The 26,837-nt window shown below is 45.2% G+C and carries 28 protein-coding genes and 1 pseudogene; 8 read left to right on the forward strand and 21 right to left on the reverse strand.

Going from position 1 to position 26,837, the window contains the following annotated elements:
• The 6 genes from QJ036_RS13215 to QJ036_RS13240 form a co-directional block, all read right to left on the reverse strand.
• Positions 1–966: transposase (locus tag QJ036_RS13215; protein ID WP_465221483.1), on the reverse strand; the 966-nt coding region annotated here is incomplete at its 3' end.
• 81 nt (positions 967–1,047) lie between these two features.
• Positions 1,048–2,742: a CoA-disulfide reductase gene (locus QJ036_RS13220; protein ID WP_283231843.1), complete on the reverse strand. Its 1,695-nt coding sequence runs from the start codon at positions 2,740–2,742 to the stop codon at positions 1,048–1,050.
• 1 nt (position 2,743) lies between these two features.
• A complete protein-coding gene (locus QJ036_RS13225) occupies positions 2,744–3,064 on the reverse strand; it encodes a rhodanese-like domain-containing protein (RefSeq protein ID WP_178686152.1) in 321 nt (106 codons plus the stop codon).
• Positions 3,065–3,076: 12 nt separating this feature from the next.
• Complete coding sequence (gene trxA, locus QJ036_RS13230) at positions 3,077–3,382, reverse strand: thioredoxin (protein ID WP_118718022.1); 306 nt, start codon at positions 3,380–3,382, stop codon at positions 3,077–3,079.
• A 71-nt stretch (positions 3,383–3,453) separates the two neighbouring features.
• Entirely contained in the window at positions 3,454–3,843 is a 390-nt protein-coding gene (locus QJ036_RS13235) for a rhodanese-like domain-containing protein (RefSeq protein WP_154433131.1), read from the reverse strand.
• A gap of 59 nt (positions 3,844–3,902) precedes the next feature.
• The gene (locus QJ036_RS13240; RefSeq protein WP_283231844.1) at positions 3,903–4,649 is read right to left on the reverse strand and encodes an SDR family NAD(P)-dependent oxidoreductase; all 747 of its coding nucleotides are present in this window, start codon (positions 4,647–4,649) and stop codon (positions 3,903–3,905) included.
• Between the two features lie 313 nt (positions 4,650–4,962).
• On the opposite strand from QJ036_RS13240, the gene QJ036_RS13245 reads away from it, so the two are divergent.
• The gene (locus QJ036_RS13245) at positions 4,963–6,621 is read left to right on the forward strand and encodes an RNA-binding domain-containing protein (protein WP_283231845.1); all 1,659 of its coding nucleotides are present in this window, start codon (positions 4,963–4,965) and stop codon (positions 6,619–6,621) included.
• 508 nt (positions 6,622–7,129) lie between these two features.
• Here QJ036_RS13245 and QJ036_RS13250 read toward each other — a convergent pair.
• The 5 genes from QJ036_RS13250 to QJ036_RS13270 form a co-directional block, all read right to left on the reverse strand.
• Entirely contained in the window at positions 7,130–8,641 is a 1,512-nt protein-coding gene (locus QJ036_RS13250) for a recombinase family protein (protein WP_002575864.1), read from the reverse strand.
• A 94-nt stretch (positions 8,642–8,735) separates the two neighbouring features.
• Positions 8,736–8,891, reverse strand: a complete 156-nt coding sequence (locus QJ036_RS13255; protein WP_002575863.1) for a hypothetical protein — start codon at positions 8,889–8,891, stop codon at positions 8,736–8,738.
• Positions 8,892–8,931: 40 nt separating this feature from the next.
• Positions 8,932–9,876 carry a MobV family relaxase gene (gene mobV, locus QJ036_RS13260; RefSeq protein WP_283231846.1) on the reverse strand — a complete coding sequence of 315 codons (945 nt, stop codon included), beginning with the start codon at positions 9,874–9,876 and terminating at the stop codon, positions 8,932–8,934.
• Between the two features lie 173 nt (positions 9,877–10,049).
• On the reverse strand, positions 10,050–10,445 hold the full coding sequence (locus QJ036_RS13265) for a replication initiator protein A (protein ID WP_002575861.1): 396 nt from the start codon (positions 10,443–10,445) through the stop codon (positions 10,050–10,052).
• Between the two features lie 111 nt (positions 10,446–10,556).
• A complete protein-coding gene (locus tag QJ036_RS13270) occupies positions 10,557–10,970 on the reverse strand; it encodes a cysteine-rich VLP domain-containing protein (protein ID WP_002575860.1) in 414 nt (137 codons plus the stop codon).
• Positions 10,971–11,198: 228 nt separating this feature from the next.
• Here QJ036_RS13270 and QJ036_RS13275 point away from each other — a divergent pair, with 228 nt between their 5' ends.
• Together QJ036_RS13275 and QJ036_RS13280 are read left to right on the forward strand one after the other, a co-directional pair.
• A complete protein-coding gene (locus QJ036_RS13275; protein ID WP_002575859.1) occupies positions 11,199–11,462 on the forward strand; it encodes a hypothetical protein in 264 nt (87 codons plus the stop codon).
• A 78-nt stretch (positions 11,463–11,540) separates the two neighbouring features.
• Positions 11,541–12,341 carry a helix-turn-helix domain-containing protein gene (locus QJ036_RS13280; protein WP_002575858.1) on the forward strand — a complete coding sequence of 267 codons (801 nt, stop codon included), beginning with the start codon at positions 11,541–11,543 and terminating at the stop codon, positions 12,339–12,341.
• An 80-nt stretch (positions 12,342–12,421) separates the two neighbouring features.
• Here the strand turns inward: QJ036_RS13280 and QJ036_RS13285 are convergent, their stop codons facing one another.
• Positions 12,422–13,642 (reverse strand): MFS transporter, encoded by a 1,221-nt coding sequence (locus QJ036_RS13285; RefSeq protein ID WP_002584949.1) that lies wholly within the window; start codon positions 13,640–13,642, stop codon positions 12,422–12,424.
• 1,459 nt (positions 13,643–15,101) lie between these two features.
• Between QJ036_RS13285 and QJ036_RS13290 the strand changes: the two genes are divergently transcribed.
• Positions 15,102–15,722, forward strand: coding sequence for a TetR/AcrR family transcriptional regulator (locus tag QJ036_RS13290; protein WP_283231847.1), 621 nt, complete (start codon positions 15,102–15,104; stop codon positions 15,720–15,722).
• 63 nt (positions 15,723–15,785) lie between these two features.
• Positions 15,786–17,411 (forward strand): hypothetical protein, encoded by a 1,626-nt coding sequence (locus tag QJ036_RS13295; RefSeq protein WP_283231848.1) that lies wholly within the window; start codon positions 15,786–15,788, stop codon positions 17,409–17,411.
• A 233-nt stretch (positions 17,412–17,644) separates the two neighbouring features.
• On the opposite strand, the gene QJ036_RS13300 is transcribed toward QJ036_RS13295, so the two are convergent.
• The 5 genes from QJ036_RS13300 to QJ036_RS13320 form a co-directional block, all read right to left on the reverse strand.
• A complete protein-coding gene (locus QJ036_RS13300) occupies positions 17,645–17,854 on the reverse strand; it encodes a helix-turn-helix transcriptional regulator (RefSeq protein ID WP_283231849.1) in 210 nt (69 codons plus the stop codon).
• 8 nt (positions 17,855–17,862) lie between these two features.
• Positions 17,863–18,198 carry a DUF6442 family protein gene (locus QJ036_RS13305; RefSeq protein ID WP_283231850.1) on the reverse strand — a complete coding sequence of 112 codons (336 nt, stop codon included), beginning with the start codon at positions 18,196–18,198 and terminating at the stop codon, positions 17,863–17,865.
• A gap of 129 nt (positions 18,199–18,327) precedes the next feature.
• A complete protein-coding gene (locus QJ036_RS13310) occupies positions 18,328–18,774 on the reverse strand; it encodes a helix-turn-helix domain-containing protein (RefSeq protein WP_283231851.1) in 447 nt (148 codons plus the stop codon).
• Between the two features lie 12 nt (positions 18,775–18,786).
• The gene (locus QJ036_RS13315) at positions 18,787–19,440 is read right to left on the reverse strand and encodes an ABC-2 transporter permease (RefSeq protein ID WP_283231852.1); all 654 of its coding nucleotides are present in this window, start codon (positions 19,438–19,440) and stop codon (positions 18,787–18,789) included.
• Entirely contained in the window at positions 19,433–20,155 is a 723-nt protein-coding gene (locus QJ036_RS13320; protein ID WP_283231853.1) for an ABC transporter ATP-binding protein, read from the reverse strand. The genes QJ036_RS13315 and QJ036_RS13320 overlap by 8 nt, the downstream gene beginning before the upstream one ends.
• Positions 20,156–20,440: 285 nt before the next feature.
• Between QJ036_RS13320 and QJ036_RS13325 the strand changes: the two genes are divergently transcribed.
• A complete protein-coding gene (locus tag QJ036_RS13325; RefSeq protein ID WP_283231854.1) occupies positions 20,441–20,650 on the forward strand; it encodes a hypothetical protein in 210 nt (69 codons plus the stop codon).
• Between the two features lie 430 nt (positions 20,651–21,080).
• Here the strand turns inward: QJ036_RS13325 and QJ036_RS13330 are convergent, their stop codons facing one another.
• The 4 genes from QJ036_RS13330 to QJ036_RS13345 all read right to left on the reverse strand — a co-directional run bounded on the left by QJ036_RS13330 (position 21,081) and on the right by QJ036_RS13345 (position 25,842).
• Positions 21,081–22,295: an IS256 family transposase gene (locus tag QJ036_RS13330; protein WP_283231855.1), complete on the reverse strand. Its 1,215-nt coding sequence runs from the start codon at positions 22,293–22,295 to the stop codon at positions 21,081–21,083.
• A 300-nt stretch (positions 22,296–22,595) separates the two neighbouring features.
• Positions 22,596–23,771, reverse strand: a complete 1,176-nt coding sequence (locus tag QJ036_RS13335) for an NAD(P)-dependent malic enzyme (protein ID WP_087270472.1) — start codon at positions 23,769–23,771, stop codon at positions 22,596–22,598.
• A 98-nt stretch (positions 23,772–23,869) separates the two neighbouring features.
• Positions 23,870–25,045, reverse strand: a complete 1,176-nt coding sequence (locus QJ036_RS13340) for an Ldh family oxidoreductase (RefSeq protein WP_331487563.1) — start codon at positions 25,043–25,045, stop codon at positions 23,870–23,872.
• An 89-nt stretch (positions 25,046–25,134) separates the two neighbouring features.
• Positions 25,135–25,842 (reverse strand): FadR/GntR family transcriptional regulator, encoded by a 708-nt coding sequence (locus QJ036_RS13345; protein ID WP_283231856.1) that lies wholly within the window; start codon positions 25,840–25,842, stop codon positions 25,135–25,137.
• A gap of 303 nt (positions 25,843–26,145) precedes the next feature.
• Between QJ036_RS13345 and QJ036_RS13350 the strand changes: the two genes are divergently transcribed.
• Positions 26,146–26,418 (forward strand): LacI family DNA-binding transcriptional regulator, encoded by a 273-nt coding sequence (locus tag QJ036_RS13350; protein WP_283231857.1) that lies wholly within the window; start codon positions 26,146–26,148, stop codon positions 26,416–26,418.
• Positions 26,366–26,587, forward strand: a pseudogene (locus tag QJ036_RS14275) (MATE family efflux transporter); the annotation flags it as partial. The gene QJ036_RS13350 and the pseudogene QJ036_RS14275, both read left to right, overlap by 53 nt.
• Positions 26,588–26,837: the final 250 nt, after the last annotated feature.

Below are 26,837 nucleotides of genomic sequence, written 5' to 3' on the forward strand. Positions count from 1 at the left end.
CATCAAAGGCACAAAGCATTCCATATCGGATGCATATGGTTTTACATCGATTACGGCTATGTATTCATCACAGATGGCTGCCTGGAGGTTGTATGCAGGAAGCAGCTGATCGTTTCCCATGTAATCACGTTTTAAACGCATGAAAGTTGCATCATGGTCTGTTTTCGAATAACTGTTTCTTTCTTCTCCACAGATCTCGATGTGATATGCATAGGATTTTAAACGCTCCAGATATTCATGCAGTTCTTCGTATTGTTTTTGTCGAATGCTTTTTCTATGACCACGTCCGGAAACAAAAGAAGTTTCATCCAGTCCGGTTGTTTCTTTGTACACCGTAAGTAATTCAGAGATGTAGTCAACCGCGTAAACTTCTCGTTTTTCAAATTTTATTCCGAGATATCCAAGTACTTCCTGATTCATAGCATCAATCAAAAGTGAAATCTTATCAAAGACTTTTTGGCGATTTTTCATACAGGATTTTTTCCATACCCAGGTATATCGATTTGCATTTGCCTCGATTTTTGTCCCGTCAATGTAAGTATGCTGCAGATCCACGTGATCTTTGGCAAAAATATATGCATTAATGTCTGCAAATATCTGCTCGACAGAATCTGTTAGTTCATTTCGAATTAAGTTTCCAAATGTAACAAAAGAAGGCGTTTTCATGCCATCCAGAAGATACATGTAACGAATGTCATTACGACAGAGTTTTTCAATCTCTCGTAAAGAACAGATGCCATTTTCCATAAATGCAAAAAGTATTACTTTAAGGAGTTTTTGAGCATCACATCTTGGACGACCTGTTTTGTAGCCTTTCTCTACAAAATATCTTGATAAGTCGATGTGATCCATAACCTCACAAAAAGTGTATACTGGATCAGAAATGTCGATTAACTTTTCGATTTCTAATGGTAATTTCAGCTGACGCATAGTATAATTAGTACTGGTATTGTTATTTAGTAGCATAATTAATTATACCAAAAAATCGCTCAGACCTCACGGTCTGGGCGATTTTTCTGTCAGGGGAGTTTTTTTACAGCCCCGATTTTATGCTCGATCCATTCCGCAGGCCGTAGCCGATTCAATGAGACAGCGATCATTGGTCACAGCATCATAGAACCGGAAGCCGCCGGAGAAGTTATAGCAGTCAAAGCCGTTTCCGGCCAGGATACGACAGGCAATGTAGCTGCGCAGACCGCTCTGGCAGATGACGTAGACAGGCTTACGCTTGTCCAGCTCACCCAGCCGCTCCCGCAGCTCGTCCACCGGGATGTTAAAGAAGCCGTCAATGTGTCCGTGTGCGAATTCTTCCACAGTGCGGGTGTCCAACAGAGTTACGCTTCCGTCACGAGGAAGACGATCTGCATCTTCCAGATGCCATTGTTTCAGAACACCGTTTGCGATATTCTCAACCATAAAGCCAGCCATATTTACCGGGTCTTTCGCAGAGGAATAAGGCGGTGCGTAGGCCAGATCCAGATCCTTCAGTTCCGTGGCTTTCATTCCTGCCCGGATAGCGGTGGCCAGCACATCAATGCGCTTATCCACACCTTCATAGCCTACGATCTGCGCACCCAGCAGGCGATAAGTCGCCTTTTCAAAGACCACCTTCATTGTCATGACTTTCCCGCCGGGGTAGTAACCTGCATGGCTCATGGGCGACAGGATAACCGTATCAACATCCAGTCCTGCTTTTCTGGCGTTGGTCTCGTTCACGCCGGTAGTGGCGGCAGTCATGTCAAAGACCTTGATGACAGAGCTTCCCTGGGAGCCGGTATAATGGCTGTCTCCACCACAGATGTTGTCCGCAGCGATTCGTCCCTGTTTATTGGCAGGGCCCGCCAAAGAGATCAGAGCATCCTGCCCTGTGACAAAGTGCTTCACCTGCACCGCATCACCCACAGCATAGATGTCTGAAATGGAGGTTTCCATTCGGTCATTGACCACAATACTTCCTTTAATGCCCAGTTCCAACCCGGCATCCTTTGCAAGGGTGGTTTCGGGAGAAACACCAATGGCCAGGATTACCATATCCGCATGGAGAGGCTGTTCGTCTTTCAGCAGCACATCCACGCCGCCGTCCCTTTCCTCAAACCCTTCTACGGTATGACCAAGTGCCAGCTTTACACCGTGCTTGCGCATTTCATTATGGATGAAAGAAGCCATATCGGCATCAAAGGGATTCATAAGCTGTTTTGGACGCTGGACAATGGTGACATCCATCCCCAGTTCTCGCAGGTTTTCTGCCAGCTCCAATCCAATGAAGCCACCACCTGCCAGTACAGCGGATTTGGGATGGTTTGCATTGATGTAATCCTTGATGCAGAAGGTATCTTCAACAGTGCGCAGGGTAAACAGTTTATCAAGACCTACACCGGGAAGCCGGGGCTGGGTAGGCTTGGCTCCGGGAGAGAGAATCAGCTTGTCATAGCTCTCCTCGAACTCCTCACCGGTTTCCAGATTTTTCACGGTAACTTCTTTTTTTTCGGGATGGATAGCCGTGACCTCATGGCGCACCTTCATGTTTACATGGAACCGGGAGAAAAAGCTTTCCGGGGTCTGGAGGGTCAGATCCGACCGATCGGTAATCACATCACCGATATAGTATGGCAGACCACAGTTGGCATAGGAGATATACCCCGAGCGCTCAAAAACTACGATTTCTGCCTGCTCATTCAGTCTGCGAATACGGGCGGCAGCGGTAGCACCGCCTGCCACACCGCCTACAATGACAACTTTCATATTAGCGTTCCACCTTTCCTGCATAAGCGGAAATTCCGCCTATGTTTTTCACGTTGGTATAACCCATCTGCTTCAAAATAGCAGCTGCCTGACGGCTTCTTGCACCGCTGAGACAATGAACAAAAATGGGGGTAGATTTATTGTCAATCATGCCAGCCACTTTGCTAATGGACTGCAAAGGAACATTTTTACTGCCGGGGATATGCCCCTGCCGGTATTCGTCGGGGGTGCGAACATCCAGCAGGACTGCGCCATCCGTAGTGCTATATTCTTTGACACCCTGATTGATGTCAGGGCCTTTCAGGAAATCGAAGAATCTCATCCTTGCACCTCCTTACAGCATGGCGAGAATCTGAGCCTTAGGTCTGGCACCGGTGACTTGATTGACAATCTTTCCGTTCTTCATAACCACCAGAGTGGGTATGCTCATCACACCGAACTGCATAGCCAGTTCCTGTTCCTCATCCACATTAATTTTAACAACCTTGATATCGGAGCGCTCCTTGGCAATCTCCTCTACCAGAGGAACTACCATGCGGCAAGGACCACACCAGGGAGCCCAGAAATCCATCAGGACGGGCTTGTCCGAGTTCAAAACCTCTTGATTGAAATTGTTTTTATTAACACTGATAGCAGACATATTTAAGTCCTCCTGTTTTCTTTTTTATGGCTTTATTATATCCAGTAGTCGTTCCTTGTTCTGTGATTTTATCACTTATCGCCGGTGACTGTTTCACCGGGCCAACTATTAATTCCGCCGATCTCAATGATATTGGTGTAGCCCAGTTTCACCAGTTTTTCAGATGCCTGCTTACTCCGATTACCGCTGCGGCAGTATACCAGAATCAGCTGATCTTTATCCGGCAGTTCAGAGATATCCTCTGTGCCAATGGATTCGTTGGCAATATTGATAGCACCGGGAATATGCTTTTCGCTATATTCCTGAGCAGTACGAACATCGAGGATGATGTATCCGGTTTCCTCCTCCATCATCGTAATAGCTTCCTCCATAGTAATCTGTCGATAGGTTTTTTCAGCGGATTGCGTTGCACAACCAGAGAGAAGCAGTAAAGTCATTAAAATGGGAATGATTCTTTTCATGTGTATACCTCCATATTTTGAAGGTAGGGCAGCCGTTTCCAGCTGCCCTGTTTCCGTTTTTATGTTCTTGCCATTCCGTCTACACTGAGCACAACGCCCGTGATATAGGATGCTTCGTCAGATGCCAGGAACACAAATGCATTGGCAATATCCTCCGGCTGACCCAGGCGGCGCAGAGGGATCTGCTTGATGAGCGGATCAATTACTTCCTTGGAAACAGCCTTCATCATGTCGGTCAGGGTAATACCGGGAGCGACCGCATTCACTCGAATACCCTTCGGACCCAATTCTCGGGCAAGGGAAACCGTCAGGCCATTGACAGCAAATTTGGATGCGGGATAAGCAAAGCCACTGGGCTGGCCGTAAATGCTGACCATTGAGGAGGTGGAGAGAATAACACCTTGACCTTTTGCAATCATGCACTCACTGGCGGCTCTTGTAGCATTGAACACGCCTTTTACATTCAGATCCATAACCTTATCAAAGGTTTCCTCCGTATACTCGGTAAAGGGAGTGCTTTCGGATACACCGGCATTGTTCACCAGAATATCAATGCAACCGTATTTTGAGGCGGCTTCTCGGAACGCATTGCGGACAGATTCCAAATTGGACAGGTTAGGACTGATTCCCGCAACTGTTGCATCAGGGTACTTTTCTTTCAGCTGCGCAACCGCTTTGTCAGCAGAACCTTGTGAGCTTGCGGTCAGGATTACCGTAGCACCTTCCTTCAAAAATTTGTCTGCGGTAGCGTAGCCAATGCCACGGCTGCCTCCGGTGATGATTGCAACTTTATCTTTCAGTCTCATAAGAATACCTCCTTGTGTTTTGTATTTGTAGTATAACCTGTTTCGGAGGCGCTTTCCGTGATAAAATCACATTTTTCCAAGAAGGAATGATAGAAAAATCATGCCCGTGCATGGAGGTTGCGTGTGGATTCTCCTCGTCTTATCGGTAATGCATACCGTGTATTGTGAATAAATTTGATAGGAGGTGGGATATATTTATATAAATGGGTAACTCGTTTTTAACTCGTAATAACGAATTAAAAACAAACTTAACTCGACAAACGAGTTAAAACGAGTTATACTATATTTGAAATAGAGGATAGGAGGGGTTGAAATGCGTACAATTCCTAAAGCGGAGAGTTTAGATATTGAATTTAAAAGTGATTTGAAATGCTATCCAGATCATGATCTTATTGAAGAGATTGTTGGAATGACAAATGCATCTGGAGGATTTCTGTTTCTGGGGGTCGAAGATGACGGATCAATTACCGGCGTTCATAAAAAACATAAGGATCCCATAGGGGTAACTGCACTGATTGCAAATAGCACTGTTCCGCCCATAGCTGTAAGGGCAGAGATAATTACTGAAGAGGGTAAAGATGTTCTGAAAATTGAGGTGCCAAGAAGCCGGGGTGTGGTATCTACTGCGTCAGGAAAAATGTTGAGGAGACGTATTAAACTTGATGGAAGTCCGGAAGTAATACCAATGTATTCTTATGAGATTCCATCTCGCCTTGCAGAACTGGGAATGCTTGATTATTCTGCTCAGCCTTTGGCAGGAGCTACTTTAGATGACTTGGATCCAAATCAGCGAGTTAGACTTCGTCGAATCATTCAGAATAGACCGGGTGGTGAAAAAACTCTGCTTTCTTTACCGGATGACGAACTGGATATTGCATTACGTCTTATTACAGATGTTGCGGGTAAATATGTTCCAACAGTAACAGGTATGCTTTTAATTGGAAAAGAGGAGCGTATCGCAGAACTGATACCAACAGCAAAATCGGCATTTCAAGTCCTGGAAGGAACGGCTGTCCGTATGAATGAGGATAGCCATAAACCGCTTCTTGAATTATTTGAGAACTATGAGACATACGTCAAAGCCTGGAATCCAGAAAGGGAGACTGAGTACGGATTATTTAGAATTCCAATTCCGGAATTTGACTGGGCTGCTTTTCGAGAAGGTTTAGTAAACGCATTCTGTCATAGGGATTATACTATGCTTGGCGCTGTAAGAGTTTTGATTGATGATGAAGGAATGATCATTAGTAATCCTGGTGGATTTATTGATGGAGTTAATCTGAAAAATCTTCTGACTGTAGAACCACATGGACGTAATCCTGCGCTTGCTGATGCAATGAAACGAATCGGTTTAGCTGAGAAGACGGGAAGAGGAATTGATAGAATTTTTGAGGGTTCTATCATCTTTGGAAGGCCTTGGCCAGATTATTCTGAATCTACCAGCAGAACCGTTAAGCTATTTATTCAAAGGGCGAAAGCAGACTTGCCCTTTGCAAAGTTTGTTGCAGAAGAACAAAACAGGCAGGGAAAACCATTATCAATCTACACATTGATGATTCTATCTGTCCTTAATACAGAAAGAAGATGTACGGTTGAACGAATTGTTGAGCTGACAAATCTGAGTGAAAATAAGGTTAGATCTGCAATTGAAGTTATGATTGAGTCTGGTTTGATTGAAGCATCCGGAAAAGGAAAAGATCGCACCTATATTCTGGGTAAAAAGATCTATCGTGAAAACAAAGAAACAATACAGTATGTTCGGCAGACAGATATAGACAGCATCAGGCATCCTGAGTTAGTAATGAAGTTGGCAAACACTCAGAATGGAATCATTACAAAACAGGATGTAATTGAATTATTGAAAGTGACTCCTTCGCAGGCATATGCAGTTATTAAAAAGCTTCAAGCTGAAGGACGTTTAGAATTGTTATGTGGAGGAAAGTACTCCAAGTACAAAGTAATCAATTCCTAACTCGTTTTAACTCGATAAGGAACGAATTAAAAATGAGTTAGAATCGAATTAAATGCAAGTAAAAGATAGACAAGGGCACCAGCCCGTCAGCCCCAAAGGCAGGCCTAGATACACTGAGTAATTATTTCAGCGTGTCTGGACCTGCTTTTTATTTATCGTGTTTTGCCGAAACGACCATTTGCTGTAGTGGAACTTTAGCTGATCTTGTGGTAACAGGAAGTGGATGTTTTGAAAGAACAGAAATATCATTTATACCTTTCCAAGGAAGAATATCTAAACACAAAAAGAGACCGCCTACACGACGTAAGCGGTTTTGCTAATTTGAGGAGGTCAGGCAGCAATCACACATGATCTCTATTTATTATCTGAATTGCTTTTATATTCATTCCATTTGCTGCCGTAAATATGGTCTTCTACGTAAGCCAACATACGATTATTTAGTACCAAATAAAGTACAGTTTACAAGGGACTACACAGGGTAGGTATCTGACGGGAGGGGTGCCGCCAGTCAGATTTTCCATGTGATGTTCAAGCTGTCGCTTGTGGCGGCTATGGTGGTGATCATCAAATCCACCACACGCCGCTTGTCATCAAAAGATACATTCTCCCAGGTATCGAGGTAGCCGGAAATCTGGCTGACCTGTTCCGGGCTGATGGCCTCCACAGTCAACTCCGCTATCCTTGCCAGAAGTTCCTGCTTGCGCCCGTCCAGTTCCGCTATCTTCACATTCACATAGGAGAACAGGACATTGTTTGCCCCCGTCAGACTGTCCACCAGCTTTTCAATCTCGCTGTCTACATGGGCAAGTTCCACTTGCAGGGCGGTGATTTTCGGGTTTGCCTTTGCCGCTTTCTTTTTTCCTGTCAGCGTCTTGTAGCTTGCCAGCTTCTTTACCATCTGCTGATAAACAACCGCTTCCAGTTCCGAAGTGATGATTTTCCCACAGCCAGGACAGCTTTTATTGTCCAGCCGTTTCGTGCAGCGGAGATACTGTTTGCCGGAGGGATTGTAGATACTCATAAGAGCATACCCGCAATTCCCGCACTTGATTTTTCCTGCCAGCCATGTGTGGGTGGCTTTCCGGGCAGACTGGATTTTCATGTTGTTCATCAGCTTCTTGCGGCAGGTCAGCCAGGTGTCGGAGGGGACGATACCCTCATGGGGAGCCAGTACCAGCATTTGGTCTTTTAAGTCGTTTTTCTTGCTGGCCTTTACATCTCGCCCTTGATACAGATAGCAGCCGTTCATGCCCGTAAAATCGGCAACGTCATTGACAATGACTGTACCTTGACTTTTGAAAAATTCGTACACATCAAGGTCTGCCTGCACATAGACAGGATTGCGTAACATCTGCGCCAGCGTGGGGCGTATCAGCTCTTTGCCATGGAACAAAATCCCCTGTTCGGCAAAGTACCGGGTAATGTCCCCGTAGGAAGTTGTGGGCTGGGCGTACATCTCAAACATCAGCCGGATATTGGCCGCTTCCTCCGGGTTTACCACCAGCTTCTTTGTGTTGATACCGTCCATCTTGATAGGCTCCGTATGGAAGCCGTAAGGGGCTTTCCCGCCCATCTTAAAGCCCCGCTGACTGCGGGAGTAGTAAGCGTCCGTTACCCGCTTCTGTATCGTTTCCCGTTCAAGCTGGGCGAACACGATACAGATATTCAGCATGGCCCGTCCCATCGGCGTGGAGGTATCAAACTTTTCCGTAGAGGACACAAACTCCACATTGTACTGCTGGAACAGCTCCATCATGTTGGCAAAGTCCAGAATGGAACGGCTGATACGGTCGAGCTTGTAAACCACGACCTTTGCAATCAAGCCCCGCTTGATGTCCCGCACCAGTTCTTGAAACTTCGGACGGTCTGTGTTCTTGCCGCTGTACCCTTTGTCTGTGTATTCCTTGCAGTTACCGCCTTTCAACTCGTATTTGCAAAATTCAATCTGGCTTTCAATGGAAATGCTGTCCTTTTTGTCTACCGATTGTCTTGCATAGATTGCGTCTATCCGATTGTTCATATTGTCGCTCCTTTTCTTAAAAAAGAAACGGAGCTGCTGACAGTTCTATTATACCGCCAGCAGCCCCGCAAATCAATGATGGGTTTGGAAAACCTTATGTCCCGGCTTCCTCACTCTCCCGCTTGTCGGCGTACTTGCGGAACACCTCATAAAGCTGCTGTTCCAGTTCCCGGCGTTTGGCTGCTTCCTGTTCCGGCGTGAACACCGGGGAGAGATTTTCCAGTGTGATTTCCTTTCCCTGAAAAGTCACGATTTCGATTTCCTTTTTGTATCTGATATTACTTATAAGATCACCTTTCCTTTCCATGCTGCCGCTGTTGCCGTTTCAGTTCCGCTAAAATCTCCGGCGGGATACGGTCAACCAGCCGCCGCATATCGTCCAGTTCGCTTTTTAACTTCGCCCGTTCCATCGTGTCATTCATCTTGCCTTTTTCGCTGGCCTTTGCCCTGACTTCCAGCTTTTCATTTTCCGCTAACAAGTCATTGATTGTGACCTTGTATTTTTTCAGTTGCCCGGAGAAGTTCTCCATCTGCGGAAACCACTTTTTCAGCATGGAGAGGGCTTCCTCTTTCTTCTTTCCGGCGTTCAGCGGGGTAATGCCGGAGAGAACCGCTTCAATGGCCCTCGCCTGTTTGGAGAGGTTGACCGCCTGTTTGAACAGCCGGGTGGGGATATGCTTCCGGCCCGTCTTGCTGGCGCTTTCCCCACGCTCCAGGTCGGGGTACTGCTCCACCATACAGGCGTGAAAATCGTCCTGCCACTTCGTCAGATTGGCCCGGTTGCCGATAATTTCTTTGGCGCACAGGCGGTTGTCCTTTGTCAGCGGCACAAAGACCAAGTGCAGATGGGGCGTTTTTTCATCCATGTGTACCATAGCCGAAACGATGTTCTCCCGGCCCACCCGGTCAATGAGGAAGTCCGCCGCCCTCTGGAAGTAGGCCGCTATCTCCTTTGGGGACTTGCCCTTGAAAAACTCCGGGCTGGCGGTAATCAGCGTGTCCACAAACCGAGTGCTGTCCTTGCGGGTGCGGTATCTGGCCTGCTCGATGCGGCTCTGAATGAAATGGTAGTAGCGGCCATCCGGCTTGACGATGTGGAAATTGTACTTGCTCCGGCTGGTGTCAATGTCCGGGTTGCTGGCGTACTGCTCCTTTTTCCGTTCATGGTGGGCTTCCAGCGGCCCCGCCGGGTGGCCCTTGTGCTTCTCAAATCGCAAAATTGCGTGTTGTGCCATTGAACTCCTTTCCCCATTCCATTCCTTTCCGGCGGGTTTTCCCGCCGAAAATATCTCTGATAGGATTGGAATGGAATGAATGTAAATAGATGGTTTTAATCTCTGTATTTCTATATACCGTCAGATTTCCGTACTTCAAGAGGATTGATTTTCGTACTCGCCAAGTACGGTTTTCAGCCCTCCGGCGTACCATAACCGGATTTCTTGAAGTCGGTGTTTGGAACCGCTTCATAGGATTTCGGGTAAATGCGGTTGGGTTTTCCACAGCCCTGTTTCTGGATTTCCACCAGCCCCGCATACTGCAACTCCCGCAGGGTGTTGACCGCTTTCTGCCGCCCGCAGCGGAGCAAAGCGACCACCTCGCAGATGGGGTAGTACAGGTAGACCCGCCCGTACTCGTCCGCCCAGCCGTTCTTCCGGGACAACTCCGCCCGGCGCAGGACAAAGGCATACAGCACCTTCGCTTCGTTGCTCAAGGGCTGGAATGTGGGTGCTTCAAAAAGGAAATTGGGGAGCCGGGTGAAACTGAACGCCTTTTCCGGCTGGTGAATATAAATCGTGTTTGTCATAGCGTGTTTTGTGGACGGTTAGAGGCCCGTTTTCCGGGGCGAATGATAAATGATACCAGCCGCCCCGGTTGAGGGCTTGCGGAGCCTTGCAAATCAAGGCTTTTCCCGCTCTTAACTGTCCACAGCAGACCTCCTTTTCCGTTCACTTTCTGTTTTCTGCCGCCTGTGAACTCTGGCGGCGCAGTCCGGGCAGTATTTGCCCCGGTTGGACTTCGGGACGAACACACCGCCGCACTCCGCACAGCGTTTCAAGTCCCTGTCCCGGTAAATCTCCGCTTCCAGCGTCCTGTCCAGCGGCAAGACCGCCCAGCGGAACCACTTGCAGCAGACGGAGAACGAAATCATCTGCGGACAGGCGCAGGTGTCGCCATCGTCCAGCGCAAGGCAGTTTCCGTCCTCGCAGTTGCAGCACTCCCGGCGTATCAGGCCGCTGGCTCGTCTCTTCTGGGGCGGGGTTATGCGGTAGGGGGAGCCGTCCGGCCTGTGTTCCAGCGGCGGCAGGTGTTGATAGGGTCTTTTGCTCATGCGTCCCTCCGTTTTCTTTGGCGTGTTCTGTTTCCAAGGTGCTTGTCCATCGATGAACTATCCCAAGTCTACACCTTTTTGACCGCCTGTGCCGTATATCCAAGAGGTAGGAAATCAGCCTGAAAAACTCCCTATTTCCACGCTCTCGGATTTGTGATATAATCAAAAAAAGATAAAAGACAAATTCAGGTTTCTGGTCTTCTTGCACAAAATAAAGGAGGAGCTATTATGCAAATTGTTTATATTCCAAGCGAATCAATGTCTGTTCAAGGTAAAAAAGATGAAATCTATAAAAGATATGGGAAAGACTGGAATATTAGAGAACAGGGAGGAGGTAACGGAAATTGGTTGTTGACCAGAAAAAGTGATGTGCTTGTAGATGGAAAAAGTTATCGTACTTTTGTACTTGAACACTACGGTAAATCCAAGCTGACAGCGAAGCTTGTTGATAAATTTCGTGAAGATGTAGCAAATGGTAAAATAAAACTGTAAATGCCTATGCCGTTATGCTATGAGCATAGTACATAGCATAACGGCTTCTCTTTCGTTGAGCTAGCAAGGAGGGTGAATATGTCTTTATCCATACAAGAGCGATTAAAAGACCTACGTGTGGAGCGTGGCTTGACGCTGGGGCAGCTTGCGGAGCAGACCGGGCTTTCCAAGTCTGCGCTGGGCAGTTACGAAACGGAAGACTTCAAGGACATCAGCCACTATGCCCTTATCCGGCTGGCGAAGTTTTACGGTGTGACCGCTGATTATCTGCTGGGGCTGTCTGAAATGAAAAATCACCCAAACGCCGATCTTGCAGACCTGCGTTTGAGTGATGAAATGATTGACCTGCTGAAAAGCGGGAGGATAGACAATACCCTGCTGTGTGAGCTGGCGGCGCACCCGGATTTCCCCCGGCTGATGGCTGACCTTGAAATCTATGTGAACGGAACGGCACTGAAACAGGCGCAGGGTGCAAACGCCATAGTGGACACGATGAGCGCAACTGTTATAAAAAAGCATAATCCTGGCATGAGTGATACGCAGTTAAGACAGCTTATCACCGCCCATATTGATGAGGACGAGTTTTGCCGCTATGTGATACAACGGGACATAAACGGGATTGCCCTTGCTCTGCGGGAAACACACAAGGACGATTTTTTCAGCGTCCCAGAGGATAACCCGCTAAAAGAAATGCTGGAAACTGCTGGTGAAATCGTCAGCCAGGACAGCGACACGGAACAAGCGTACTTGGCGTTTATCTGCAAACGGCTCAAGCTGAATTTTAGGAAGCTGTCAGTAGAAGAACGGAAGTGGCTGAAAAAGATTGCGGAAAAATCCGACTTGCTGAAGAATCCAAAACCGCAGAGAGGACGAAGATAAAAAATGCCTGAACGGCGGTTCTGGTTTTTCAGAACCACCATCCAGGCATTTTGTTTAGTAATAGAAAAAGGTGCAGTTGATTATTGCGTATTGTCAATCTCTCTCAAACCGGGTAGTAAAAATACGGCAAGCGCAACGATGATAATGCCAATTCCGCAAATGACAAACCATTTCTCAACTCCCAGCCGCTCCGCCAGAGGCCCGGAAATGACAAGGCCAAACGGCATGGCGAGGGAAGCGGCGCTTGTCAGTAGAGAAAAAACTCTCCCCAGATATTCTGGTTTGACCGTTTCTTGAAAAATCGCATTTTGCACACCGTAAAATGGAGCGGAAATTCCCATAACAGTACAGCACACAACAAAGACAAGAAATGCGTCTGGCGGCAAAAGCCCGGAGAGCATATTGCTAACGCCCATCAGGAGAACGGAAAGACCGATGGTGTACCGCCGTTTCTTAAAACCGCCCCAAATGCTCAGAATGACTCCGCCAAGCAGCATACCAACCGCAAAAGCAATTTCAGCGGCAGAGGCATGGGCCGGTGTTCCTTTGAAGTATGACATACAGATGAGAGGAAAAAGCGTACTGATTGGCATATAAAAGAACATATAAATTACACCAATCCAGAGCAGAGCAAAGAGGCCCCTGTTTTGCTTTAATACCACATACCCCTCTTTCATATCCTGTAAAAACTGTTGTCTTTTCGTTTCTGGACATAGTTCAGGCGTTGGTATGGACGAAATCGCAACAGTCACACAGGCAAGGATTGCACCCACAATATCTAACAATATAATTGCATTAAGAGGCCAAACAGCATATAAAAACGCTGCGGCAGCTGGACTGATAATCGCACTTACTGCTTGCATGGTCTGCGTGTAACCAGCGCATTTTGTAAGTTCCTCTTTTGGCACAATCATAGGTGTTGCTGCGCTGAATGCTGGAGAATGAAAAGCAGTTCCCGCACTTCGGATTAACAGGACAACCATAATAGACCATACGGGCAATTCCATGTAAAACGCCACCAGCGCCAGAATACCGCCAGCGGCGGCAATTATCAAATCCGCACCAATCATTACGCTTTTACGGCTGTGCCGGTCAACAAAAGCACCTGCAAACGGGCCTAAACAGGCTTGCGGCAAAAATCCAATCAGTGTTGCCGCCGTCAATATGATTGCAGAATTAGTTTTCGCAACCAAATAAAAGATAATGGCCATTTGCAAAATACCGCTGCTAATAAAGGATATTGCTTGTCCGGCAAGAAGTGTAAAATAAGTTTTTCTCCATGAATTGTTGTTTTGGGTCATAATGCGAACCTCCTTTTTTATTGCATTGTTCCTTTGTTTCTGCAATAAAAAGCAGGCGTTGTCCCACAGAGAGGGCAGACGCCTGCATAACAACAAAGCACGAAAAAACACCACGATACAGTTCAAAGACTGCTCGTGTCAAACCTACGTGTTCCTTTGCATACGCACGCAAAAAAAGCCCACCATCATGTGGAAAGGTACTTCTACTTTTTATTGCTTATTAGCGTACACAAATTAACACACGTAAGCCTCCTTCCAATCTCAAACTGTCGCACAGTATAACACACATCCGATAGACTTGTCAACCATTTTTAACCTTGTTTTCCATCTTGTTTTTCCATCTCTTACGGGCAGTAGCAAAGCCAGGCGAGCCAGTCAACGGTCAAGATGAACGGCGCTTTCAGCGCCGCCGTTGACAGTCTCGCCCGTCTTTGCTAATGGGTAATCAAGGCGGGAAAGCCATTTTAGGGCTTTCCCGCCCATTTCAATTTTGGGAGAAGAAAGGCCCCAAAATGAACGAGTGCGGCCAAACACTTTTAGGGATTGGCCACCTTGTCCACCCATCCAGCGGGGCGGCGGGGAACGGTCAAGGCCGGGCGTCAGCCCATTCATTTCAGCCTTGACGGTTTCCTGCCGTCCTGCTACTTTTCCCGGAGTGTGGCCACACATCTGGTCACGGTGTCCAGAGCTTTGGGACTTTTTGTCCCATAGGCCGGGGGCGGAGGACGAGGGACGGGGGCTTTCATAATACGCCCTGTCTGCTGCTGAAATCAGCCCTTTGTTTCCGGCTTACCAGCCCCAAACAAAGCCCTGCTTTCCTGCCGCGTCAAATGCCCTTGCCCTCCCCGGCGGCAACGGTATTTTCAGGGCAACGCCGACAGAGCGTATAACACACTACACTTTGCTCCGCAAAGTCGTGTGCCAAATGGGGCGCTGCCCCCTTTGGAAACCCCCGCAACAAACAGGTGCTATGCACCCAGCCGGGAGCATAGCGCCGTTTGTTGTCAGCAGCCCGTTTCACGGTCTGCGTGTAGTTCCTTGTAAACTGACCTAATATAGAATTGCAATCATACTTCCAATAGTACCACAAAGATATGCTTCAACATCCTGAATGATCAGGGCTGCCATTAAAACAATCCATGCAGCTGTATAGGCAATAATTGTTGCTATGTGTTCCCTACGCCATCTTTACCATAAACAGCGAATCCTTAATTCAATCCGGATACGACAAACCGGCTGCGGAGAAACGGTCGTCTGAATATGTCACACCATGCGCGATTCGGGACGTTCATAAACTGCTTCGAAGCTGCTTTCATCAGGCAGTCAAATGGGAAATCATGCAGAACTGCTGGCCAAGGGGATGGAGCAGAAATAGTGATTGGGTGATTGACATTACAGGCAGAATGTTTTATGATATAAATGACCGTTCGGGTAAATGACGGAGAAGGAGGGGTGTATTTTGCGTACTGTAAACGAGAAGGCCCGCAGAGCAAAGCAAATCGAAATAATGGAAACGTGCTTTGATTGCTATGCGGAGAACGGATTTTCCTCTGTCGGTGTAAAAGCGATTGCAAAAGCCTGTGGCTGTAGTAATGCGAGCCTGTATCAGTATTTTGACAATCTCGACGACCTTATCGTTAAGTCCACCGAATACTGTATGAGTAAGGTGGAAGATGAGTTTATGGCGAAAGCTCCCACCGATGTAGAGGACTTATGGCGGTTTATTGACGAGATACCCTATTGGACCGCAAAAGAACATGGAAAGAAATACAGACTTATGTATCAGATCTATACCCACCCCAAATACAGGGAATACGGTCAGAAGTTCTTTAAGGGTGTAGATGAACGTTATACAGAATATGCAAAGAGTTTAGAGCCAAAGCTGGGGATTCCCCACGAAAAAATCACACCGCTGATCTTCATTCTGATAAGAGCCTGTGTGCATTACGCACTCTTTGAGGACGAGTTCTATATGAAATCCCAGATAGAAACGCTGAAGGAAACCCTGGAACTTTTTATTGAGAAATATAACCCGGACATATTTCTTGCGGGAAAAACAAACAAAAAATACGAATTTTGAGTATGTATTGGCAATATGCCTGGTACTGACATTTGTTCCGGCAGTATTAGGAGGAGATATTAAATGAATAAAAAAGTAATGAGCCTTTTACTTTCGTTGATACTTGTAGTTACCTCGGTGTTTGTATCAAACATCGTGGCTTATGCTGAAGAACCATCTGGAGGGCTTAAAGTAACCGCAACTTCAAACTACTTCCCTAAAAAATCGACATTTGTTGCCAATAGTGAAGAATATGTAACAGTAACCTACTTCATTAACAGCAGTAAAGATATGTTAGATACGCAATGGGAATTAAAATATGACCCTGCTTGTCTTGAATTTAATAATGCAGTTAATATGAATGAGGCAGGTGATGATTTGAACCTTATGCCTTCGGTAGATGATCTTGTATGGAAGGTTATTACTAATGAAGAGACAGGAGAACAAACCGGAAGAATTGAGGCGAATGCTCATAGACTGAAACTTTATAAATTTGCCGGCAAGGGTTATATTCCTTTTGTTACAGCCACATTTAAAGTGATTGGCTCAGGTGAAACAACTGTTGATCTTTTTGTTGATATCCTTACACTTTCTAGACTGGGTAGTAACTTTATGACGGATCCGGCTGAAGAAGAAGTAATAGTTGATTTTGGGGTCATAAATGTTACCCCTACCGTTCCGAGTCGTGAAACAGCAGTTCATAGTGGATTATATGATCCCCATTGTGATATTACTGCTCCTGTGATTTCCGGTATCGAAAACGGCAAGACCTATTGCGATACAGTCGAATTTGAAGTTTCCGATAATGTTGGTGTTGCAAACGTTAAGGCAGGCGATGTGGAGTTATCACCCACTAATGGCAAATATACTCTTGAAAAAGGAATTGGTACCGTAAAAGTTGTTGCAACTGATAAATCAGACAACACCGCAGAGGTAACCGTAACAGTCAATGACGGACACACTTGGAACAACGGTGTATGCTCTGTCTGTGATTATACCTGCGTTCACAAGGATGACAGCAGCAATCATACAGGCGGTACGGAAATCCGAGGCGCAAAAGATGCAACATGCACGGAAGAAGGCTACACAGGTGATACATACTGCAAGGGCTGTGGAGTAAAGCTTTCCACAGGTTCATCAACTAATAAGTTGTCTCATGACCTTGTAAACACTCCCGCAAAGGATGCAACTGCTGCTGAAACAGGTAATAAGGAGTATTGGCATTGTAAAGATTGCGGTAAATACTTTGCTGACGAAAAAGGCACAAACGAAATTAAGCCTGATGACACGGTAATTCCAAAGCTCCCGCCTGACATCATTAAAGGAAAAGGACAGAGTATAACAACAGGAGAAAAGAAGGCATTGTCTTTCACATCCAATGCGGCGTTCAACGATTTTATCCGGGTCGAGCTTGACGGTAAAACCCTTGATGAAACGGATTATACCGCCAGGGAAGGCAGTACGGTCGTAATCTTAAAGGCTGACTGTGTTGGGGCGCTTTCCGCCGGTGAGCACAGGATCGGCATTGTATCTGAAAGCGGTACCGCTGTTACAACATTTACTGTTAAGGAAAAAATGACAGCAGATAACGAAATTCAGTCACCGCAGACCGGGGACAACAGCAGCCTGTTCCTGTGGACAGCACTGCTGTTCATAAGCGCTTTCGGTGTTCTGGGAAGAACGATTTACTGCAGGAGAAAACGGGCATAATTTCGTAAGACAGAAGGGATGTTGCGAAAGTAGACAATATGTGCTCTACTGAGCAACATCCTTTTTTCAGCCTGCAGCCGAACGATCCAGGGAAGGACTACGGCTGCATTTTCATGTTTCGCTGCTGCAGCCGAACGATCCAGGTAAAAAACCAGGGGCAGGTGTGATCCATGCGGATCACACCTGCCCCTGAATTTTAACCATTAAAAGGTTATCTGTGTAAAGAGACAACTTTAATCGAAGTAGAATATGTCTTCAAATTTTTTGTCCAGCGCAATGCATATAACCAAAGCGAGCTTGGCAGTCGGATTGAACTGCCCTGTTTCGATGGAGCTGATTGTGTTGCGGGAAACGCCTACCATTTCTGCAAGCTTTGCCTGAGAAAGTTTTTGCTCTGCCCGGATTTCCTTCAATCTGTTTTTAAGTATCAATTGGCTTTCCATCGTGCACCTCAGAGAATCGTTGAAGCGGAGACCAGGTTATCGATATGTGCTGCGGCAAACAAGAAAACCCCCGCGGTGTAACATATGGCAACTAATAATTCATGCTTTTTATGAAGCATTAAATATTTAAACCAAAAACCTGCCATGGGCATGGAAAACACGACCGCGTACAGACCGTAGTTTATCCCTCCGCCGGTAAAAATCTGAACCACAAAGAATAGAGTCGCAAGAATCGCTGAAGCCATGCAGGAATAGCGATTGCTTTTAATGATGATGTCTTTTTCAAAAACATCTTGATTTTTGTTTTCCTTTCTGCTTCTTTCCAGAATTTCTTCTTTATTCATGATCAGAACCTCCAAATCCATATTGCCAAGTTTTCTTTGCAAAAATAAGTATAGCATAGCCAGGTTTACCTGTCAATAATTTTCGCCAAGTTTTCTTTGCAAATGTTTTTGCGCTTTCATCACAGTTCTTTACATGAGATCCCGGTCCGTCTGAATGGACGCAAATTCCATCGCTTTTTTCATCTTTGCTTCAAAGGTTTCCGCCGGGATCAAAGCGATCCCGGTCTCATCTCCAAGAACGATCAGACGCTTTCCGCCGGTCAACTGGAACTTATCCCGTGCTCCTTTGGGAATGACCAGCTGCCCTCTGTCATTGATCGTGACAGAGCCCCAGATGTTTTTCCCCTTTGGCGCAGGCGGGATCATTCCGATGCCGTCCGCCGTTTCGCTTTTGACCAGACTGTCGATCGAAATGCCGTAAGTCTGTGCGAGCAGGCTGCATTTTTCGATATCGGGGACGGTTGCTCCGCTTTCCCACTTTGCATAGGCCTGTCGGGAAATGTTGATTTTTTCAGCGATTTCTTCCTGCGAAAATCCATGGATATTACGAAGCATTACTAAATTCTCTTTTAACATATAACCCTACCTTTACAGATCTATTTTTTCAAAGTTCCTGCAGGAGATCCTGTATGAAAGCATTGTAAAAAGCAGATAAACGATGATTCCGCCGGTCAGCAGCAGGAATTGAGAAACGATGTGTTCAAATCCGAACGCATTCAGGAATCCAAGTCCCGGAAAATGATGGAGCGCTTCACTGCCGCCGATCGCAAGAAACACGGCGATCAGATAAAGTACAAAGGGACGCCCAAACTTATAGGCTGTCCGGAAAAATCCGCCGACAAAGATCAGATTGAAGAGCCCGAAAACGAAGAATGACATTCCGAGGGCAAACAGATTGGCATTCATCAGTGCATTATTCCGGTACACGGGAAGCCCGGACAAAACCGTCATTCGCAGGACAACGACCGCCGCTATAAGGAGGACGGCCCAAACCTCGATGAGGCAGACAAACAGATATTTCCCTTTTACTATATCTCTTTTTCTGATCGGAAGCAATGCGGAAAACACAATGTCGTTTCCCTCTCTTGCGGTTTGGAAGCTTTGAAATATGCCAAATGTCACAAAGAATGCGCCGCAGAGAATGGGATAACCGGGAATGAAAAACATAAATCCGAAAAGCAGGAACAGATAGGAAAGAGGCGACGCGCTGAGCCTCATCTCCTTGATCAGAATATTACGCATGTTCAACACCTCTTTCCATTCGCAAAATCGTATCTTCAAGACCTTCTCCGTCACAGGAAAACTTTTTCATAAAATCTGTTTTCGGCAGCGCCCCGATAATTCTTCCCTCTGAAATATAAATGATGTCGTCGGCACACTTTTCAATATCGGAAATAATGTGCGTGGAGAAAAATACTGCGACGCCGCTGTTCTTAAGCTCCGAGAAGATATTCAGCAGCTCGTCGCGGGAAAAGGGATCAAGACCGCTTGTGGGTTCATCCAGGATCAGCACTTCTGCTTTGTGGGAAAGCGCAATCAAAAGGTTGAACTTCACCTTCATTCCCTCCGAAAGCTCCAGCGGCGTTTTGGTTTCATCCAGCTGAAACAGGCGGAGATATTTACGATAGGCCTCGTCGTCCCAGGTGTCGTAGAATCTTTTTACGATACCGGCGATATCCCGGATCTTTTTTCGCGGGTACCAATTTACCGTACCGGTGGAATAACCGATCCGTTTTTTTATTTCTGATTCCCGTTCCCGGACCGGAATGCCGAAAAAGCTGACGCTGCCGCCGTCTGTGTGGATCAGATTCAGAATGGATTTGATCATTGTTGTTTTGCCGGCTCCGTTTCTTCCGATGAAGCCTGTAATTTTGCCTTTGTCAATTTGAAAAGAGACGTCTTTCAGCTCAAAGGATGGATATTTTTTGAAAAGGTTATGAACTTCAACCACACTCATAGAAACCTCCCGATGTTTGATTTGTATGATTATTGTAAAGTATGGTTGACAAATCTTCCACCAACCGAACATAACATAATTGTATGTTTCTTGTTATGTTTGGTTGCGATGCCGCACAGACAAAAAAGCCGGAAGTTGTTTTATTTCGGTACGCGGCGGTGGTCTTTTTGCCGCGCCGTCTGTTTATCGCACGAAGTACACCGGCCCGCAGGGCTTGCATTGACGAGTGCCTTTAGGTATAATTTTAAAACGATACGATATTTTTGATGGATTGGAGCTGTAAAAATGGATGAGAGAAACAGACTGGAAGCATTTGAAAAGATGCTGATCTATGTGCGGGAAAATTATGTCCGGGTGAATCAGAAAATGAGCCAGCTGAAGGTGGAGGGAAAAGAAAAATCTGCAACCTACCGGCAGCTGATGGGGAACAAATTACAGTATCAGAATATGCTGTCTCTGTACCGGCTTTACGGTTTGGTTGAAGATGATAAGTAATGAAGCTGTTTTTTTACAGCATCGGTTAACAGAGAGCAATACGTCTCGAGCCGTGTAATTCTGCCTGTTCACTGACGCGAAAGAATCAAGATCAGAAAGCGCGAGGGCGTAAAAAATCTTGTGTCTTTGGAAAGTAAATCTTTCTGATAAGAATTGGATATGTAAAATTTTGCTGTCAACTTAAAGATCTTGGTGTTGTCGAATCTGTCTTTCTATTTACAGTATGCCCATGTGAGAAGAGTTTATACATCTTTTTTGATTTTTTTGCATGACAAATAAAGCATTGTATTAATTGCTTTTTGTGGGCGCTGCCCACACCCGACCTCTGGAATAGAGTGGGAAAATTCTGGCAATAATACAAATGCCGACGGAATAGAAAGAGAGCGGGAATGGTTAGCTTTGGGGCAACTCCATTCCTGCTTTTCTTTTCTTACAAATAATTGGTAAGCCGTTCTCCATATAGGACAATCAGCTGATTCAATACCTGATCCCAGTTTCGGTATCTCTGCGTCCACTTTTTGATCACATTTTCACTGGCAAGGTACAGCATCTTTTCCAGTGCTGCATCACTTGGGAATACACTTTTGGTTTTCGTGACTTTACGATACTGGCGGTTCAATCCCTCTATGATATTTGTCGTGTACATAATACGCCTGATATCATTAGAAAACTGGAAAAAGGAACTTACATCTTCCCAATTATTTTCCCAGTTACTGATAGCGTAGGGATATTTCTTTCCCCATTTCTCTTTGATGTTCTCAAGTTCTGATAAAGCCGCTGTTTCATTCGGGGCATTATATACTGCTTTGAAATCAGAGGAAAACTTTTTCAGATCATTATAGTTTACATATTTAAAAGAATTACGCAGCATATGGATGACACATCTCTGGATCTCTGCCTGCGGATAGACTGCCTGAATAGCTTCTTTAAAGCCAGGAAGACCGTCTACACAGAAGAAAAGGACATCTTTCACTCCGCGGTTCTTCAGGTCGTTGAGCATTCCGAGCCAGAACTTGCTGGTTTCGTTGGCGCCTACTGTGATACTGAGGATATCCTTGTACCCTTCCACTGTAACACCAAGAACCACATAGGCAGCACGGCTTAAGATCCTGCCATCTTCCCGAACCTTATAATGAATACAGTCCATAAAAACAAATGGATAAACCGGATTCAGAGGACGAGACTGCCACTCCTTAACCTGGGGAAGAATCTTATCTGTGATCTTGCTGACCATCTCTGCAGACAATTCTATTCCATAAAGATCCTGAAGCTGGTCATGGATATCACGTGTACTCATACCACGGGCGTATAAAGATATTACTTTTTCTTCAATCCCAGAAATATCCCGCTGACATTTAGGGATCAGTTTCGGTTCAAACTCCCCGTTGCGGTCTCTTGGTACATCAATCTGAAATTCCCCATATTGGCTTTTTAAGTTTTTGGTGGAATGTCCGTTTCTCTTATTGTCTGTCTGCAGGTCTCCTTTATGATTTTTTTCATAACCGAGGGTTGCATCCAATTCGGCTTCCATCAGCTCCTGCAGAATATCTTTGAAGCTGTCTTTTAGAAGAGCATATACATCACCAACGCTACTAATGTTGTTTTCAGAGATAATCTGTCGAATTTGTTCCTTTGCAACTGCCATAAAAAATACTCCTTTTCGATAAGAATAGTCATATCTGTATTCTTACCAAAAAGGAGCCATTTTTTACCAGAAACACAAACTATTTTACACTACCTGGAAGGCTAACAAGCCTTGTCCTTGCAGGGATCCTTTCAATTGCTACTGAGGATGTCGAAATGTGATATTAACCGACAGCCCCTTCTACTTTGCTTTATTCTATATCTTTTTGTAATCCGTTCATTCGACAACCTCTATCTGGCACGCTTTCATGACCTTCAGTGCAGTCTCATGACTTTCCGGTGTTACCCCTGCGTATCTCGTTTAAATACGAGCTACACCGGTTCTCTTTGCTGCCTCAGCAACCGCTTTGGCTACCGCTGGTCCTACTCGCTTATCAAATGCCTTCGGAATAATATACTCCGGAGAAAGTTCCTCATCTGTGATCAGATTTGCAAGTGCTTCAGACGCTGCCAATTTCATTTCGTCATTGATTTCTTTTGCTCTCACATCAAATGCACCACGGAAGATTCCCGGGAAAGCAAGTACGTTGTTGATCTGGTTCGGGAAATCACTTCTTCCTGTGGAAACAACTTTTGCTCCGCCTGCCTTTGCATCATCCGGGAAAATCTCCGGAGTCGGGTTCGCACATGCAAAAACAACTGCATCTTTGTTCATGGTCTTAACCATCTCTGTTGTAACAGCACCCGGTGCTGAAACACCGATAAATACATCAGCGCCAACCAGCATCTCTGCAAGAGAACCGGATTTTTTAGCCAGGTTAGTAACTTTAGCCATTTCTTCTTTGATCGGATTCATGCCTTCCGGGCGTCCCTCGTAGATTGCACCCTTTCTGTCGCAGAGAGTGATATCTTTGAATCCTGCTGTCAGAAGGAGACGTGCAATAGAAATTGCAGCAGCTCCTGCTCCGTTCATAACGATACGAACATCTTCTTTTTTCTTTCCTACAACCTTCAGTGCGTTGGTCAGACCGGCAAGAGTGATAATCGCTGTACCATGCTGATCGTCGTGGAAAATCGGGATATCACATTTTTCTTTTAATTTCTTCTCAATTTCAAAACATCTCGGTGCTGAAATATCTTCCAGATTTACTCCGCCAAAAGAACCGGAGATCAGATAAATTGTATTAACGATCTCATCTACATCATTGCTCTTGATACAAAGAGGGAATGCATCTACATCGCCAAATGCCTTGAAAAGTACACATTTTCCTTCCATTACCGGCATTCCGGCCTCTGGTCCGATATTTCCAAGTCCAAGAACAGCTGAACCGTCAGTTACTACCAGACACATGTTCCATCTTCTGGTAAGATCATAAGATTTATCCACATCCTTCTGGATTTCGAGACAAGGCTGTGCAACACCTGGTGTATAGGCAAGTGACAGATCATCCTTATTTTCTACAGGTACTCTTGTTACAACTTCAATCTTACCTTTCCATTCTCCATGCAGTCTTAAAGATTCTTTTGCATAATCCATTTCTATTGTCCTCCCTGGTATCTTAAATTTTGCGAAACCGTATCATTCGACTCTTCTATTGTTGCTGTTCACTCCGTTCACAGCAATCTTCTAATCTATTAATAATTACCGGTAAAGAATTTGCTTTCTTTTGGAAGCTCATATCCATCAAAATATTTATTAAAGTCAAGTCCGAGATATCCACACAGATTAGCAAGTTCGACCATCGTATTATCGTTTACAGGTAATCCATGCTCTCTTCTATCTTTTTCTGCCAAAACTTCTTTTTCACCATGTGTATAAATACGATCTTTGCCTTCTGCCTTCGGACTTTCTCTCAAAGCTTCCAGGTATTCTGAAAAGTGTCTGCGGATTGCTTGAGGATCACCAAATGCAGCCGGATCGATTGCCATAAATCCATGACAGATTCCTGTTTTATCCGGGAATGTGCAGCAATGATCCGAAGTAACACCCATAGAAAGAATGGAACTGAATAGTTCACACAGCATACCATATCCATATCCCTTGTGGCTTCCTGTAACCTCTTCATTTCCACCAAGGGGCATGATTCCACCGCCCTTCTTTGCAACAATATTGAAAAGGACATCCGGTGCATCTGTACTTGCATGACCATCTTTGTCCAGGGCCCATCCATCCGGAAGTGGTTTCTCCATTTTATTGTACATTTCGAGTTTTCCTCTTGTAACTACCGTGGTAGAACAGTCAAAGAAAAACGGATACGGGTCTGCCGGCATAGCTACTGCGATTGGGTTTGATCCAAGCATGGCTTTTTTGCCAAACGTAGGAACCATAATAGCCTCTGAATTTGTACAGGCCATTCCCAGAAGTCCCTCATCGCACGCCATCTTTGCATAATATCCGGCGATACCGAAATGATTAGACTCACGGACAGTTACAATTCCAACTCCGGTCTTTTTGGCTTTTTCGATTGCTTTTTTCATTGCATAAACGGAAATAAGCTGTCCCATTCCATTATGACCATCAATCACTGCAGATATCGGTGTTTCAAATACAATTTCAGGCTTTGCCTGCGGATGGATCGTTCCCTTTTCGATTCCCTTATGATAACGCACCATTCTCTGCATGCCATGACTTTCTATTCCATAAAGGTCAGCCGTAAGAAGCACATCCTTGATCTGATTGCTTTCTTCCTCTGTAAAACCAAACGCCTTGAATACGTCTCCGCAAAAATGATTCAGTGTCTCATGTGACCATTTCACATATCCCATTGTTTCGCCCCTCCTTCTGGTTTTGCCGGTTTTATTTATTGGCATTACCAATTTATATTTTAATTATACCGCTGGTATTACCAAAATGCAATAGAGGTCATATCAATTTATTCTGTAAAAATGCCCAAAATTTCTCAGGATTCTTTTTGCATTTCTTCCATATAACGTTCAATCGTATCCATATGTTCAGACATACATCGTTCCGCCTGTTCTGCATCTCCGTTGATGATTGCCTTAACAAGCCGATGATGCTGGTCATCAACCTCTCTGACAGAATTATTCTTTTTCATAATGTAGTCTCTCGTCCCGGAAACAATATTCTCAGTAAGCTGATCTGCTGCCGCAAGGACACCGTAAACCATAGGGTTATCTGCGATCTTTGCAATCTTCTTGTGAAGTTCGCGATCCAGTTCACCCCGTATCTTTTCATCTTCTGCGGCGTCCAGCCGTGCAAGAATCACCCATAATTCTGCTGCATCCAGCGGTGTGCACTTTCGTGCCGCAAGAATTGCCGCTTCTCGCTCCAGTGCCGCACGGAACTGCTGATTCTGGCGCAGATATCCATTATTTAATTTAAAAAGTATGGATAAAGGTTCGATCAGCCAGGTATCCAGGTCCTCCGTAATATAATTTCCGCCTCCCGGCACCGGCTTGACTATTCCCAGCAGTTCCAGTGCTCTCAAAGCTTCTCTGACTGCCGGTCTGGATACTCCCATGATCTCCGCCATTGTCCGCTCCGCCGGAAGGGCATCGCCCGCTTTGAGACTGCCATTCTGAATGTTCTCTATAATCTGATTTAAAATCCCGTTGAAAGCCCGTTCATCTCTAATTTCTTTAAACATGCTCCATTCCTCCACATCCCATTTCCGTCCGTGTATTCTTACAGGCGGTATCATTTTTTCACCGTCTTTCCCATACATTTTATTTTTGGTACAACTGTACAGTACGACAGATATTTCTTATAATATAGCATTCCTGACAGTTTACAGCAAGTGGAATGGATTTTGACCAAGTTGCTGTGAACGGAGCGAACAGCAATCACAGGATTCATTAAGGAATATATGCATCTTTAACAGCGTTAAATAATTTCTGCAATTATGCTAATATTTTTATAAGCCAATCACATTAAGAAGGGAGGCGTTATTATGGCCTCAACAATACGTGATGTTGCAGCTCGTGCCGGTCTTTCTGTAGGTACTGTTTCCAAATACATTAATGGCAAAACAGTAAAAGAAAGCACACGCCTGGCGATAGAAGAAGCAATCAAAGAACTTGACTTTCATCCTAATAATATAGCCAAAGGACTGCGTAATGCCAAATCATTCTCCGTTGCCATCCTGTTACCTATGCTTGATTCCACATTTTGGCGGAGGAATTATAAGAAGTGGCGGCAACACCAAAATCATTATGATTATTGATATTGTTGGCACATGGTGTATTGGAATTCCCCTATGTCTGCTTGCAGCATATGTATTCAAGTGGGGAATTGTTGGTGTTTATACCTTGCTTACCACGGAGGAATTATTCAGGCTTGCTGTATCGTTAATTATCTTTAGAAGGCGTAAATGGATAATTAGTTTATGCTGATTTACTTCTTTCGGGATTTTATGGTGGTTCAGTTGTCAAGACAAAAATCTAAGCGCCCGGAGAGTAAAAACGCTTAGTTGTAAAACTTAATTCCAGTCATAGTGCTAAAAAGGGGCTGATTTGCGATTTTGAGTACATATGGTAACAAATTCTACCTTTGAAGATCTGAAAAAACGTGGTAAAATCGTTATGTCAAGTCTGTTTGTTTGCATAGCAAACAGACGACTGGAATATCGTGAGCAAAAGTAAA

The sequence above is a fragment of the Fusibacillus kribbianus genome (assembly GCF_030053595.1).
Classification (GTDB): Bacteria; Bacillota; Clostridia; order Lachnospirales; family Lachnospiraceae; genus Lientehia; species Lientehia kribbiana.